11 protein-coding genes are annotated in these 14,355 nt (G+C 60.6%); 7 read left to right on the forward strand and 4 right to left on the reverse strand.

The genetic code is table 11. The features are described 5' to 3' along the window. The first annotated feature begins 198 nt into the window (after positions 1 to 198). The 7 genes from ACESWY_RS01490 (at position 199) to ACESWY_RS01520 (ending at position 8,589) form a co-directional block, all read left to right on the forward strand. A complete protein-coding gene (locus tag ACESWY_RS01490) occupies positions 199 to 1,077 on the forward strand; it encodes a patatin-like phospholipase family protein (protein ID WP_161115996.1) in 879 nt (292 codons plus the stop codon). Positions 1,078 to 1,270: 193 nt separating this feature from the next. Continuing rightward, positions 1,271 to 1,714, forward strand: a complete 444-nt coding sequence (gene rplM / locus ACESWY_RS01495) for a 50S ribosomal protein L13 (protein WP_022094635.1) — start codon at positions 1,271 to 1,273, stop codon at positions 1,712 to 1,714. A gap of 2 nt (positions 1,715 to 1,716) precedes the next feature. Further along, positions 1,717 to 2,112, forward strand: a complete 396-nt coding sequence (rpsI, locus tag ACESWY_RS01500) for a 30S ribosomal protein S9 (protein WP_022094634.1) — start codon at positions 1,717 to 1,719, stop codon at positions 2,110 to 2,112. A gap of 123 nt (positions 2,113 to 2,235) precedes the next feature. Beyond that, positions 2,236 to 3,573 carry a phosphoglucosamine mutase gene (gene glmM / locus ACESWY_RS01505; protein ID WP_006234694.1) on the forward strand — a complete coding sequence of 446 codons (1,338 nt, stop codon included), beginning with the start codon at positions 2,236 to 2,238 and terminating at the stop codon, positions 3,571 to 3,573. A 101-nt stretch (positions 3,574 to 3,674) separates the two neighbouring features. After that, positions 3,675 to 4,142, forward strand: coding sequence for a PTS sugar transporter subunit IIA (locus tag ACESWY_RS01510; protein WP_320676340.1), 468 nt, complete (start codon positions 3,675 to 3,677; stop codon positions 4,140 to 4,142). A 272-nt stretch (positions 4,143 to 4,414) separates the two neighbouring features. Beyond that, positions 4,415 to 5,143: a glucosamine-6-phosphate deaminase gene (gene nagB / locus ACESWY_RS01515; RefSeq protein WP_373092510.1), complete on the forward strand. Its 729-nt coding sequence runs from the start codon at positions 4,415 to 4,417 to the stop codon at positions 5,141 to 5,143. A 449-nt stretch (positions 5,144 to 5,592) separates the two neighbouring features. After that, positions 5,593 to 8,589, forward strand: coding sequence for an AfsR/SARP family transcriptional regulator (locus tag ACESWY_RS01520; RefSeq protein WP_138111634.1), 2,997 nt, complete (start codon positions 5,593 to 5,595; stop codon positions 8,587 to 8,589). 69 nt (positions 8,590 to 8,658) lie between these two features. Here the strand turns inward: ACESWY_RS01520 and ACESWY_RS01525 are convergent, their stop codons facing one another. The 4 genes from ACESWY_RS01525 to ACESWY_RS01540 form a co-directional block, all read right to left on the reverse strand. After that, complete coding sequence (locus ACESWY_RS01525) at positions 8,659 to 8,958, reverse strand: YhbY family RNA-binding protein (protein ID WP_006234690.1); 300 nt, start codon at positions 8,956 to 8,958, stop codon at positions 8,659 to 8,661. A 158-nt stretch (positions 8,959 to 9,116) separates the two neighbouring features. Next, entirely contained in the window at positions 9,117 to 9,842 is a 726-nt protein-coding gene (locus tag ACESWY_RS01530; RefSeq protein WP_138111637.1) for a methyltransferase domain-containing protein, read from the reverse strand. A gap of 479 nt (positions 9,843 to 10,321) precedes the next feature. Beyond that, positions 10,322 to 11,686, reverse strand: coding sequence for a PFL family protein (locus ACESWY_RS01535; RefSeq protein WP_118205271.1), 1,365 nt, complete (start codon positions 11,684 to 11,686; stop codon positions 10,322 to 10,324). A gap of 108 nt (positions 11,687 to 11,794) precedes the next feature. Then, positions 11,795 to 14,353: a homocysteine S-methyltransferase family protein gene (locus ACESWY_RS01540; protein WP_373092513.1), complete on the reverse strand. Its 2,559-nt coding sequence runs from the start codon at positions 14,351 to 14,353 to the stop codon at positions 11,795 to 11,797. Positions 14,354 to 14,355: the final 2 nt, after the last annotated feature.

Genomic DNA, 14,355 nt, shown 5'->3' on the forward strand with positions numbered 1-14,355 from the left:
AGCGGAAAGCGCATCCCGGAATCTAAGCTCGGAATGGGATTCATTTTCCTGATGGTGGGCTCAGCGGAAAATGAGACCCGGAATTTGCTCTGAGAACGGGACACACTTTCCGCTTCACTTGCCGCCTCAAAAAACCTGCGCTCTCGCCATCCCAAAACTGGGTAGAAGAAAGCCAAAACGCAATCGCAGGAGGTCGATATGACTGCAGAAGATAAGGCAAAGAACGCCGGAAAGGTCGCGCTCGTCCTGGAGGGCGGTAGTTTTCGCGGGCAGTTTACCGCGGGCGTGCTCGACGTTCTCATGGAGGCTGGCGTCGAGATTCCGGCTGTCTACGGTGTATCGGCCGGCGCCCTCAACGGCGTGAACTACAAGTCGCACCAGATCGGCCGTGCCAACCGCATCAACCTGGCTTTCTGCAACGACAACCGCTTCATGGGCGCCGCGTCGTTTGCGTCCACGGGCTCTATTGTGGGTTACGACTTTATTTTCAACGATGTCCAGGACCGCCTGGATCCCTTTGACAACGAGACGTTCGACGCGAGTCCCATCGAGATGTACGCCGTTGCGACGGACATGCTGTTCGGAACCGCCGCGTACCTCCCGGTCAAAAGCGCCGTACTTGATCTCGATGCCGTGCGCGCATCGACCTCGTTGCCGCTGGTGACGCCGCCGGTCGAGATTGACGGGCACAAATACGTCGACGGCGGCGTGGCCGATTCGGTCCCCATCGAGCACGTGCTGGAGGAGGCGGGCTTCGATCGCGCGGTCGTCATCGTCACGCAGGACCGTTCGTACGAGAAAAAGCCCTACGAGTTTTTGCCGGCCGCGCGTGCGCGTTATGCCGACTACCCCTATCTGCTCGAGGCTATCGAGACGCGCCACGACCGCTATAACATCCAGCGCATGCATCTGTGGAAGTATGAGCGCGAGGGCCGTGCGCTGGTCGTTGCTCCGCAAAAGCTGGTCGAGGTCGGCCATGTCGAGCACGATTCGGCAAAGCTTTTGGACCTGTATATCCAGGGCCGTCAGGAGGCAAGGCGCCTGCTCGCGGAAATCCAAGAGTTCGTTGAGCGCTAGCGACGGCGAACCTTCAAAAAATGACAACAGCTAAAGAGCTGGAAAATCACGGCTCGTGGATGACATGTGCAGAAACTCTGGTCGGAGCCAAAATACCTGTTGACTCGTACGGCGAGCGGGGTAATATGGACGGGTTACTTGCAGAGCCCCGTGAATCTCTGTAACAACACGTACTGTACATGGAGGAGTCTAAGTGATTTCGAAATCGACTCACTACGCCAAGCAGGGCGAGGTCCAGCGCAACTGGGTTCTCGTCGACGCCGATGGTGCTGTCCTGGGCCGTCTTGCCACCCAGATCGCAATGATCCTGCGCGGTAAGAACAAGCCCCAGTTCACGCCCAACAGCGACTGCGGCGACTTCGTTGTCGTCATCAACGCCGATAAGGTCCAGCTTACCGGTAACAAGGCCGACACGAAGACCTATTATCGCCACAGCGGCTACAACGGCGGCCTCAAGGCTGAGAGCTTCCGCCAGGCTATGGAGAAGCACCCGGAGAAGGTCATCGAGCGCGCCGTTCGCGGTATGCTGCCCAAGACCACCCTCGGCCGTGCCCAGATGACCAAGCTTAAGGTCTACGCTGGTGCCGAGCATCCGCATGCTGCCCAGAACCCCACGAAGATTGAGCTGGAGGCTTAAAGATGGCTGAGAACACCGTTGTCTACCAGGGTACCGGCCGTCGTAAGAACGCCGTCGCCCGCGTCCGTCTCGTCCCCGGCACCGGCAAGGTGACCATCAACAAGCGTGACGCCGAGCAGTATTTCGGCCGTCATCAGCTCGTTGAGAACGCCCTTGCTCCCTTCAAGGTGACCGACACCGCCGGTCAGTTCGACGTTATCGCTCTGTGCGATGGCGGCGGCATCTCCGGTCAGTCCGGCGCTCTGCGCCTGGGCATCGCTCGCGCTCTTCTGAACGCTGGCGACTACCGTGCTGACCTCAAGAAGGCCGGTTTCCTTACGCGCGATGCTCGCGTGGTCGAGCGCAAGAAGTACGGCCTCAAGAAGGCCCGCCGCGCTCCCCAGTTCTCCAAGCGCTAAGGTTTTATCTCCTTTCGAGATACAATGTACAAGCGGGGCCTGCCGATTCCTCGGCGGGTCCCGCTTTTCTTTTTCGACTAGGGTGGGCGGTTGCATATCGCCTGCTAGGGAAGGAGCGATCCTATGCCCCAGAACATCTTCGGTACCGACGGCGTCCGTGGCGTCGCCAACGCCGATCTTTCTTGCGACCTCGCGTTTCGCCTGGGCCGCGCGGCGACCAAGTTCCTTGGTCCGGACATCTGCATCGGCCGTGACACGCGCCTTTCGGGCACCATGCTCGAGAGCGCTCTGACTGCCGGCATTATGGCCGAGGGCGGCCGTCCGCATTGCTGCGGCGTCATCCCCACGCCTGCCGTGGCGCTGCTCACCGTTCAGAACGAGCTCGACGGCGGCATCGTCATCTCTGCTTCGCATAATCCGCCGGAGTTCAACGGCATCAAGTTCTTTAGCCGCAAGGGCATGAAGCTTCCTGATGCTGTCGAGGAAGAGATCAGCGCCTGGGTCATGTCCGAGGAAGCCATGGCTGCCGACACGCTGCCGACCGGCGCCGGCGTGGGCCACATTATCAAGATGAAGGATGCTCGCAAGGCATATGTCGACCACGCCATCGATACGCTTGATGGCCTGAGACTCGACGGCCTGGTCGTTGCCGTCGACTGCGGCCATGGCGCTTCTTGCCAGACCACGCCCGCCGCGCTGCAGCGCCTGGGCGCCACGGTCCATGCCATCAACACCGATTATTGCGGCACCGACATCAATGTCGAGTGTGGCTCTACGCACCTCGAGCCCCTGCGCGAGCTCGTGCTGCGCACCCATGCTGACATTGGTCTGGCCCACGACGGCGACGCCGACCGCGTGCTGTTCGTGGACAGCGAGGGCAACGAGATCGACGGTGACTACATCCTGGCTATCTGCGGTTCCGACCTCGCCGCTCGTGGCAAGCTCGCCAACTCCGAGATCGTTTCGACCGTCATGTGCAACCTGGGCTTCTCCATCGCTATGAAGGAGCAGGGCTTCGAGATGGTTCAGACCGCCGTGGGCGACCGCTACGTTCTGGAGCGCATGCTCGCGGATGGCGCCGTCATCGGCGGTGAACAGTCCGGCCACATCATCTTCCTGGAGCATAACACCACCGGTGACGGCCTGGTGACGGCTCTGCAGCTGCTGGCCGTGCTCAAGCGCACCGGTCGTACCCTCACCGACCTTGCCGGCATCATGAAGAAGTACCCGCAGGTGCTCGTCAACGTGCATTCCGACAACAAGGCTGGTCTGGACGATTGCCAGCCCATCTGGGATGCCGTCGCTGCTGCCGAGAAGGAGCTTGACGGCCGCGGCCGCATTCTGGTGCGCCCGAGCGGTACCGAGCCGCTGGTCCGCGTGATGGCCGAGGCCGAGACGCACGAGCTGACCCAGCGTGTTGTCGACGACATCGTCGAGGTTGTCAAGCGCGAACTTCCCTAATGGTCAAAAACGGGTGCCAAGTGGTAAACTGTTAAAGCTATTTTGGTTGATTGGTATGTCCGAGGGGGATCATGTTCACTAAAGTCCTAAGGTCTTTTGGTATGCGTGGTCGAGTCCTTACGCTGGATGCTCCCATCTCGGGCGACGTCATTCCGTTGTCCGAGGTCAATGACCAGACATTTGCCACCGGCCTTTTGGGCCAGGGCGTGGCGATTCAGCCTACGGGTACGCGCGTGATTGCGCCGGCAGACGCCAAGGTCGAGGCCATTTTTCCCACGGGACACGCCGTTGCGCTTAACACGGTCGATGGCTTGGACGTGCTTATTCACGTTGGTTTGGACACTGTTCAGCTCGAGGGCAAGCACTTTACCGTACATGCGCAAGTGGGTGACATCGTCCATAAGGGCGATGTACTCATCGAGTTCGATCGCGAGGCAATTGCTGCCGAGGGCTACGATGTGACGGTTCCCATCTTGGTGTGCAACTCCGTTGAGTTCTCGAGCATTAAGGGCTCCGTTGGAGAGCACGTCGAGGAGATGGACCAACTCATCGTCGCTCGCGAGCGCTAGTGAGCGCGCTCGGCCTTTAGCCTACAATTCAAACACGTTTACGGAGGGCGCCCTTGAAAGAGGGCGCCCTCCGTGGCAAGATGGGAAACGTCCGAGGCTAAACAGCTTTGGGTCACCGTGGACGGGCAGGGGCCTCGACGCGGCTAGACACGAGACACATACATTACGCGACCTCGCCCTGGTGGCCGCACACGTTGGTTGCGGCCGACGCGGGCCGCGGGCAAGTGCTTGTAAGGGGAGCCTTGCCTCTTTTGTACGAGAAAGGACGCGTAATGAAGATCATTAAAGCTAAAGACTACGAGGATATGAGCCGTAAGGCCGCCAATATCATCTCGGCCCAGGTTATCCTCAAGCCCGATTGCGTACTGGGTCTTGCCACCGGCTCCACCCCGATTGGCGCCTACAAGCAGCTCGCCGCTTGGTACGAGAAGGGCGACGTCGACTTTGCCGAGGTCAGCACCTACAACCTGGACGAGTATCGCGGTCTTTCGCACGACGATCCCCAGAGCTATCACTACTTTATGCGCAAGAACTTCTTCGATCACATCAATATTGATCTGAACAACACGCACGTGCCCGATGGCTCCAACCCCGATGCCGCTGCTGCCTGCTCCGAGTACGACAAGATCGTCGCTGCCGCCGGTTACCCGGATCTGCAGCTGCTCGGCATTGGTAATAACGGTCATATTGGCTTCAACGAGCCCGATGACCACTTCTCCAAGGGTACGCACTGCGTCGATCTGACCGAGAGCACCATTCAGGCCAACAGCCGCCTGTTCGACAGCATCGATGATGTGCCCCGTCAGGCTTACACCATGGGCACCCAGACCATCATGTATGCCCGCATGATCCTGGTTGTCGCCAACGGTGAGGCCAAGGCTCAGGCTGTGCACGATATGTGCTATGGCCCGGTTACGCCCGAGTGCCCCGCTTCGATCCTGCAGCTCCACACCAATTGCGTCGTCGTTGCTGACGAGGCCGCTCTTTCGCTCTGCGAGTAACGCGACCAAGCGATCTTACATAGCTTTCCAAAAGGCCCTCGCTTTGCGGGGGCCTTTTTAGTGGATGCGGGCCGTAATGTGTGCATGACGGAAACCTTGCCACATGCTTGGCGAGTGGGCTCTAAATCATGAGATTCATTCCGTACCAGATTCTATGCACATTTGCCACTATAGAGTCGCAAGCGGTAGCGAGGAATAGGCGAGTTGCGCAACTCAAATAAAAACAGACGACTGCGCTACACTGCAAATTGGATGGGACATGCTGGCAAGCGCATTGACCTGCGCAAAGACCTATTGGTCGGGGGATAAATTACCATCGGGCCTCGCTGTACAAAAACTTGCCAAACACGTACCGGCAGACAACCAAAAACTCTAAGTCGCGCTATTCACGGGGTGGCTCATATGGTCCTGCAGCTACGGTGTCCATATGGTCGAGTTGAGGAGCAGGCATGGTAAACGATCTGGGCAATACGGACGACCTCGAGTTGATGCCGACGGGCGGCGGCTATATGGTGCGGCGCGATCGCTTGATGAACGAGCTCATCGTTAAAGGGCGCAAGGCAGGAATCGTTCTGCTTTACGCGCCCGACGGGTTTGGTAAGACGTCGGTATTGCTGCAATACGTGCAGGAAGTTAAATCGGATCCCACGCGAGGGCCGGTTCGGATAATCGAGGCCGACCGCGCGATTGGACGCGAGCTCTTTATGCAGCTCGAGGTTGTCGCCGATGAGCTTAAGGACAAACCGCATTCGCTCGTTGCGATCGACAACGTGCCCAATCTCGAGCAGCGCGAAACAGAGGACCTCATCGATCGAATCCGCAGCTTACGTGCTACGGGGACGGGGGTCTTTATTACTTGCCGCCCCTCCAACCGATTGCTTATCCACGGGTTGGGCGATTCTGTAAAAGTCAATGCGCAGATGCTCAAGGTGCACGCCTATGAGTATTCGTCATGGGCTACGGCGTTTTCGATCAGTACATCGCTCGATTTTTATCGGCTCACGCAGGGTGTGCCAGAGCTGGTATCTGCCCTGCAGACGGGAATGTATGGACAGGGCGATGTTGCCGGGTTGCTCGAGAACGAAATCGTCAACGTGTACGGTGCGGCGCTGGCAGATCTCGCATCGCTCGAGAACAACCTGTTGTTTACCGTTGCCTGCTTGATGGTGCTGATGGGCGAGGGTCGCATTGCGGAGCTAGAGGCGTGCGGTGTAAGGCTTTCGATGATCGACCAGTCCATCTTTGTGCGCGATTATCCGTTTTTTGGCGTGGATCCGTCTGATCGCACCTTTAGGTGTTTGGGCGCTAAGGACAACGCGCGCCTGAGGCTGCGAAAGCTCGTTGCCGAGATCCGTCCCGAACTTGTATCGCGGGCTGCTCGCATTTTGATTAAGGCGGGCCGATGCGATTTGGCTATGGACCTGGCCGATGCGTTCTTGGACCGCCATGTGGTGTTGGAACTTGCCGGGCAGTATGGGGCCGATCTTGCCCTGACCGGGCACGGAGGGGACATTTGCCGCGCGGCGACGGCGATGGTCAATGCGGAAAAGCAGGAGAAAGAGCCGGCACCCGCCGAGGCGCTCGGCGTGTATCTGGCGGCTGTCAGCGTGTGCAATACAAAGCTCGCAAGGTATATGGCGTCCGTTATCGAACGTGCGGGCGATCAGGCGGCGCGCGAGCTCGACCCCGCTACCTGGAAAATAGCACAGGCGCTCACTATCGCCTTTTACGGCGACAATGACCTGGGGCTTCCCGCCAACCCTGTTGTGCAAGAACAGACATCCTGCGAGGTGCTCGACATGCTGTCCGCGCATATCGAGGTCAAGCGCCACCTAACCGAGCGAGCGAAAGACGGCAATGTTCTCGCGAAGCTCAAGGCGCGCAAAGCCTATGATTGCGAGCTCGACATCGCGGGGATTCTCATACAGGCCGACCATATGCTGGTGGAGCTGTTCGACGGCTCGTTTGCTAAACCCGACGAGCGCGATGACAAGATGGCGCAGATACTCGAGGCGCTCGATATCCGCGGGCTTAAGGCGCCATCCATTTGGCTGCGTATGGTGCTGGCGGCGCGGCGCCTGCTCGCGGGCTTGCCCGTGACCGACGATGTGGCGTTTGGCGAGCTCGACCGCTTTGCGGTGCGTGTTCGCGACAATCAAATTCAGCTGTTTGGGCTATTGCTGGAGGGCTGGCAATCGCTGGCGGAGGGGCGGCCAGTCAACGCAAAGTTCCGTGCGGTCCAGGTGCTCAAGCTCGCCGACGAATCGATTACGTACATGCGCGAAAACGCTTTGCTGCTGGAGCGCGTGGCGTATCTGCGCAATACGTCGCTGGTATCGGTTCGCGAAGAGGCGGAGCTGCTCGATATTAGCAAGACGCAGGTCGGTGGCTCAGAAGCCTGGGTCGTGGCGCTGCATTTGGCCTGTGCGGGCCGAGACAGCGACCTTGCGGCCTGGATGTCCATGAATCGTGCGGGGATTCTAGAGCCATCGTATCGGCTCTTTGCGCGCCTTGCCATGCATTGTCTGGGCGAGCCGGCGGGCAGGATACGCAAGAAGCTTCCCGTGCGCGAGCTGTCGCGGTACTCGCTGCGCGACGATTTGGAAGGGGAGGGCGAGCGTCTGTTCCAGGCTGGCGAGGTTGAAGCCGTTGATACCATCGACCATATCGAGATTCGCATGTTTGGTGCGTTTCGCGCCGAGCGCGACGGGTTTCCCATCACGGACAAAATGTGGCGCCGCAAGAAGGCGGCGACACTTGCCGAGCGGCTTGCGCTGGGCATGGATGCGCTCGTCGATCGTGAGACGCTGGCCATGGAGCTGTGGCCCCATGCCGAGTTCAATAGCGCCCGCAACAACCTGTACTCGACGATATCGCGCTTGCGGTCGGCCTTGGGGCCGACGCCAGACGGCAAGTCGTGCGTGCTCATCCAAAATGAATGCATCGGACTCAACGGCGACTACGTCAAGACCGATGTACGGCTGTTTGACCAGATAAGCCGCGAGGTTTTGGGAAATCGCACGGGTGCGCGCGGGCCCCATTTAGTTGAACTGTGCCTTAAGATTGAGCAGCTTTATGCCGGACCGCTGTATGTTCCCAATGGCTGTAATCCCACCTACTTTTTGCGTATGCGACGCATTATGCAGTCAAAGTACATCGATTGCATGATTAAGGGGGCCAATGCCGCTCTAGAAGAAAACGATCTGCAGTCGGCGATTTGGCTGGCGGAGTCGGGGCTTCGGCAGGAAACGGCGCGCGAGGATATGGTGCGCTGCGCCATGCGCGTCTACAGTGCGGCGGGGCGGCGGCGCGATATCGTCGAGCTATACAGCGGGCATATGCACCATCTGAGGGAGCAGGTCAATGGCGTGCCCGAGCCCGAGACGCGGCGTCTATACGAGCGCTTGGTGGAGGGGCGGCTCAATCGCGTGCTGGTCGAGCGATAAAAAACGGGCGCCCAAAGTACTTGGGCACCCGTAAGCTTGCTATGTGTTGGCTCGCCGGATCATTGGCTCTTAGACGAGCTTGATCTTCTCGATGTCCTTGCGTGAGGACTCGCGATACAGCGAGAACTTGCGGCCGATGACCTGGACGACCTCGGCGTGGCAGCGCTCAGCGAGCTCTTCGGCGGCCTCGCGGGCAGAAAGGCTGGAGCCGTCCAGCACGGAGCACTTAACGAGCTCGTGCTTCTCCAGGTAGGCAACCGTCTGCTCGACGGTGCCCTCGTTGACATCGGACTTACCGATGATGATGGCGGGGTTGAGGTGATGGGCCATGCTGCGAAGCTGCTTGACCTGGGCTCCTGTCAGTGCCATGGGTTCTCGCTTTCTATGTATGGGGCGCCCCGCAATGGGGCCTTAATCTACGTGAGCTGTCCCACGATAGCGCAGGAACGGCGCGGTGTGGAGCGCGTTTGCCCAGTTCGCAAAGAATGCGGATGCCGGGCGGGAAGACGATGCAAGCTTTAGATGGGCTACGGGCGGGGTATGGAGACCGGCTCCCATGCAATAAACGCCCAACGGACCTTGCGGACGTGGTCGAGCATGTAACGCCCCTGCGGTACGCCCTTGGACCCTGGCTCGCCGGCATGGGGATTCTCAATCATATGCTGAGCGACGTAGTCGCGTAGACGGTCAATCTTATCCTCGTTACCGTGCTCGAGCATGCGGGAGAAGTCCGCCACTCCCGCCTCAAGGCTATCGAAGGTATCGCGACGAGGCGATTCAAAGTACGTAACCTGCGGCAGGGCGCCCATCTGAATGAGGATATTGAAGGCATACACAAAGCCATTACTGCGGGTAACCGAGGCACCGATAGCGTTCATCAGGTGCAGGTCATAGCGCGGGCTGGAGTTGGCGACCATCGTGACAGCACAACGCCGACGAGCCGTACGATCAAGCTTGGCAAGCGCGCCTTTTAGGTTGGTCGTGGTGACAGAGCGACTGGCAAAGGCAACATCTACCGCTTTCGCGACCGGTCCAACCAAATTCCAGTCATCATCCCAAGCAAGCTCAAGCGGCGTAATAAGATCCTCGAGCCCGTAATACTCAATGCCGGCATCAAGCGTGCCCAGCATGGCGGGGGAGAAATCAGCCGCAATCACAGGATGCCCGTCTTGCGCAAGCGGAATAGCAATCGACCCAGCCCCACACCCCATATCAAGCACCGATTCACCAGGCTCAAGAGCCAGCAATTTCATAAAATCCCGGGCATACGGAGCAGTCTCAAGAGGTCGAAAATGTCGAGCCCGCTTATCCCATTCAAAAGAATCATCAGCCCGATGCCGAGCGGCCTGCAGACGCATCCACTCCTGATTCCAATCAGCAGAAAGAAGCTCAGAGCGAGCATCCCCATCAACCACGGGCTAACCTCCTAGCAACAAAAAAGCGACTCCCCCCCAAAAGAAGAGCCGCAACCAGCATATATCAGAAAGAACCGATCCAACGCCAAACCGTCGCACCAGCCTAGTGGTGCAGGAGCGAAGCAACTGCAACCGGGATAGAGCCCAACCGAGGTCCCGTTGTGCGGGAGCCCCGGGGAGGGCAAATATATAAGGTCGATCGCGAGTTCCGCACGAGCCGGAGAGCACTTAATGTGCTCTCCGTGCGAGTCAGGACTGTCCGAGCAGGCGACCTTATATATTTGCCCTCCCCGGGGCTCCTCGCCAGTCCCCCTCAGCTAGTTCTTCAGCGAGTTCAGCGGTGCCGGGAAGCGTCCACCACGGTGGGCAAGCACGGTGCCGGCGTTGGGGTTCACCGGCATGATGGGCGCACGGCCAAACAGGCCGCCGTACTCGACGCAGTCGCCCACGCCCTTGCCGATGGCGGGAATCACGCGCACGGCCGTGGTCTTATTGTTGATGACGCCGATGGCCATCTCGTCGGCGATGATGCCGGCGATGGTCTCGACCGGGGTGTCGCCGGGGATGGCGATCATGTCCAGGCCGACGGAGCACACGCAGGTCATGGCCTCGAGCTTCTCGAGCGAAAGCGCGCCGGCCTCGACGGCGGCGATCATGCCGGCGTCTTCGGACACGGGGATAAAGGCGCCCGAGAGGCCACCGACGCTGGAACTGGCCATGACGCCGCCCTTCTTGACGGCGTCGTTGAGCATGGCGAGCGCGCAGGTCGTGCCCGGGCCACCGCAGGTGCCAACACCGATGATCTCGAGGATGCGTGCGACGGAGTCGCCGATGGCGGGCGTGGGAGCCAGCGACAGGTCGACAATGCCCTTCTCGACACCCAGGCGATGGGCGGCCTCGCGGCTCATGAGCTCGCCGGCACGGGTGATCTTAAAGGCGGTCTGCTTGATCTTCTCGGCGACTTCCATCATCGATGCGGAATCGGGCAGCGTCTCCAGGGCTGCGGCCATAACGCCGGGGCCCGAGACGCCTACGTTGATGACGGCGTCGGCCTCGCCACCGCCGTGGACGGCGCCCGCCATAAACGGGGAGTCCTCGACCATGTTGGCAAAGCAGACAAACTTGGAGGCGCCAACGGAATCCTCATCTGCCGTAAGCTTGGCGGCATCGATGATGGTCTGAGCCGCCATGAGCACGGCGTCCATGTTGATGCCGGCACGCAGGCTGGCGACGTTGACACTGGAGCAGACGCGGCTGGTGGTAGCGAGCGCCTGGGGGATGGACTGGATAACGCGGCGGTCGGCGTCGCCGATGCCCTTCTGGACGAGTGCGGAGAAGCCGCCCAGGTAATCGATGCCGAGTGTCTCGGCCGCGCGGTCGAGGGCGTGCGCGATGGGGGTGAGGTCCTCATCCTTGCAGCATGCGGCGATTTGCGCCACCGGGGTGACGGAAACGCGCTTGTTGACGATGGGGATACCGTACTCGCGCTCGAGGTTCTCGGCGGTCTCGACCAGGTGCTCAGCCGTGTGCGTCACGTGGTCGTAGATCTTCGTGCACATGCGGTCGAGGTTCTCGTCGCCGCAACCCATGAGCGAAACACCCATGGTGATGGTCCTGATGTCGAGGTTCTGCTCCTCAACCATGCCGCGGGTTTCCGCGATTTCTGCGGGCGTGATCGCCATCCTTGCGCTCCTATCTGCCAAAACGAGCATAGTCTTATCTATTCTAACGTGCCGCACGTGCCAAGTGGCGCGTGCGGCACGTTTTGGTGCTCGGTTGTTTCCGTTGTGTTACTGCCCAAAGACCTCTTCGGCGATACGAGCGCTTTCGGCGGCGTCCTTGGCGTAGTAGTCCGCGCCGATCTGCTTAGCATATTCGGGGGTGAGCACGGCACCGCCTACGATGATCTTGACGCCCGGCACCTCGGCATGAAGCAGCTTGATGGTCTCTTCCATGGCCACGACGGTGGTGGTCATAAGCGCCGAAAGGCCGACGAGCTTGATGTCGCGCTCCTGTACGGTCTTGAGCACCTCTTGCGGGTCGACGTCGCGGCCTAGGTCAAAGACGGTGTAGCCGTAGTTGTCGAGCAGCATTTTGACGATGTTCTTACCGATGTCGTGGATGTCGCCTTTAACGGTGGCCACGCAGATCTTGCCCTTGTCGGCGATCTCGCCGGCGGGCATCAGGCGCTTGATGGTGTCGAAGCCCACGCGCGCGGCCTCGGCCGAGGCCATAAGCTGCGGCAAGAAGAACTTGCCCTGGTCAAAGAGGACGCCAACCTCGTCGAGGGCGGGGATAAAGTGATTGTTGATGAGGTCCATGGCGTCGTGGTCTGCCAGCAGACGCTCGGTCTCGGCCGCGATCTCGCCTTTGCGGCCCGAGACGACCATGCGACGAATCGGGTCGTCGTTGCCGTCGCTGCTGGCGGTGCCAGCAGCGGGCGCGGCGTCGGTCGATACCGCCTGGGCCGCCGCCGGGTTTGCGGCAATCTTATACGGATCGGTCCAGCCGGCGTAGCGCTCGATGTATCCGGTCGAGCCCTCATCCTCAACGCTCAGCACGCGATAGCTGTAGACGGTATCCATAAAGCGCTTGGAACCCGGGTTCATGATGGGGGCGTCCAGACCTGCACCAAAGGCGGCGGCCAAAAAGACCGAGCCCAGCAGCGGGCGGGCGGGCAGGCCAAAGCTGATGTTCGACACGCCGAGTGCGCATTTGACGCCCAGGCGCTCCTTGCACAGGGACATGGCGCGCAGGATCTGCTCGGCCTGGCGTTGATTGGTCGAGGCGGTCATGACCAGGCAGTCGATGAGGATGCGGTCCGGGCCGATGCCGTAGCGGGCAGCCTCGGCCACGATGCGCTCGGCGATGGCGAAGCGAGCCTCGGCGGTATCGGGGATGCCGCCTTCGTCGAGCGTGAGGCCGACGACGTTGGTGCCGTAGTGGGCGACCAGCGGAAAGATCTCATCCATGATCTGCTGTTTGCCATTGACCGAGTTGATGATGGGCTTGCCTGCGTAGCGGCGCACAGCGGCCTCGACGGCTGCGGGATCGGTGGAGTCGATCTGCAGCGGCAACAGCGTGGAGCCCTGGAGCTGTTCAGTCGCCTGTTGGATGATCTTGACCTCGTCAATCTCGGGCAGGCCCACGTTGACGTCCAGGATGTCGGCGCCCTGTTCCTGCTGGCTGATGCCCTGGCTCACAACGTAGTCCAGGTCGCCGTCGCGCAGGGCCTGCTGCAGGCGCTTTTTGCCGGTGGGATTGATGCGCTCGCCGATGACGGCGATCTTGTGGCCGTCGCAGGGAAGGTCCACGACCGTCTGGGCGCTCGTGACCGACATGCTGGGCTTGCGGTGGCGCGGGCAGGGCGTGTGATTGTCGATAAGCGTGCGCAGGGCGGCCATGTGCGCCGGCGTGGTTCCACAGCAGCCGCCCACAACGCTCACGCCGTCCTCGATCATGCCGGCGACAGCCTCGGCGTACTCGGGGGCCTGGATATCAAAGACGGTGTTACCGTCGTCGTCCACGTGGGGGAGTCCCGCATTAGCCTGCACCATAACGGGCTTGTCGGTAACGGTGAGCATACGTGCGGCAAGCCCTCGGAGCTCGGCCGGTCCCTGGCTGCAGTTAATGCCCAGGACGTCGGCGCCGATGGCATCGAGCGTGATGGCGGCCACCTCGGGGCTTGTGCCCAGGAACGTGCGACCGTCTTCCTCAAAGGTCATGGTGGCAAAGACGGGCAGGTCGGAGTTTTCGCGGCAGGCGAGGACGGCAGCCTTGATCTCTGCCAGGTCGGTCATAGTCTCGATAATAAAGAGGTCCACGCCCGCGGCGACGCCAGCGCGCACCTCCTCGGCAAAGAGGTCATAGGCCTCGTCGAAGCTGAGGGTACCCAAGGGGCGAAGCAGCGCGCCGATGGGGCCGATGTCGCCGGCGACATAGTGGGCACCGGCCGCGCGGGCGCAGGTGACGGCCGCGGCAAAGACATCTGCCACGGTGGCGGCGCCATCGAGCTTGTGCGCGTTGGCGCCAAAGGTGTTGGCGGTGATCACGTCACAGCCGGCCTCGACGTACTGACGCTGAATATCGGTAATGACCTGGGGCTCCTCAAAGTTGAGCAACTCGGGCAGGGCGCCGGCCTTCATGCCGGCAGCCTGCAGCATGGTGCCCATGCCGCCGTCGAACAGCAGGTGCCCCGTGCCCTCGATGGCGGCGCGCAGACGATCGTCCTTAATGCGAAGGTCTTCAAACGTGCGCGTCTTGTATGCAGCGCCATTACGGCGTGCGGCATCAACAGGCGCCGCCAGCGCGGCACCGTCCAGATCATGAGTGATAAGCGGGGTAAACATCG

It is taken from the genome of Collinsella aerofaciens ATCC 25986 (assembly GCF_964237925.1).
Lineage (GTDB): Bacteria > Actinomycetota > Coriobacteriia > Coriobacteriales > Coriobacteriaceae > Collinsella > Collinsella aerofaciens_BJ.

Coding starts and splice junctions, on each gene's coding strand:
- ACESWY_RS01540 (WP_373092513.1), bottom strand. CDS start 14,353: ATGTTTACCCCGCTTATCACTCATGATCTGGACGGTGCCGCGCTGGCG.
- ACESWY_RS01530 (WP_138111637.1), bottom strand. CDS start 9,842: ATGAAATTGCTGGCTCTTGAGCCTGGTGAATCGGTGCTTGATATGGGG.
- ACESWY_RS01490 (WP_161115996.1), top strand. CDS start 199: ATGACTGCAGAAGATAAGGCAAAGAACGCCGGAAAGGTCGCGCTCGTC.
- rpsI (WP_022094634.1), top strand. CDS start 1,717: ATGGCTGAGAACACCGTTGTCTACCAGGGTACCGGCCGTCGTAAGAAC.
- nagB (WP_373092510.1), top strand. CDS start 4,415: ATGAAGATCATTAAAGCTAAAGACTACGAGGATATGAGCCGTAAGGCC.
- ACESWY_RS01535 (WP_118205271.1), bottom strand. CDS start 11,686: ATGGCGATCACGCCCGCAGAAATCGCGGAAACCCGCGGCATGGTTGAG.
- ACESWY_RS01510 (WP_320676340.1), top strand. CDS start 3,675: ATGCGTGGTCGAGTCCTTACGCTGGATGCTCCCATCTCGGGCGACGTC.
- ACESWY_RS01520 (WP_138111634.1), top strand. CDS start 5,593: ATGGTAAACGATCTGGGCAATACGGACGACCTCGAGTTGATGCCGACG.
- ACESWY_RS01525 (WP_006234690.1), bottom strand. CDS start 8,958: ATGGCACTGACAGGAGCCCAGGTCAAGCAGCTTCGCAGCATGGCCCAT.
- glmM (WP_006234694.1), top strand. CDS start 2,236: ATGCCCCAGAACATCTTCGGTACCGACGGCGTCCGTGGCGTCGCCAAC.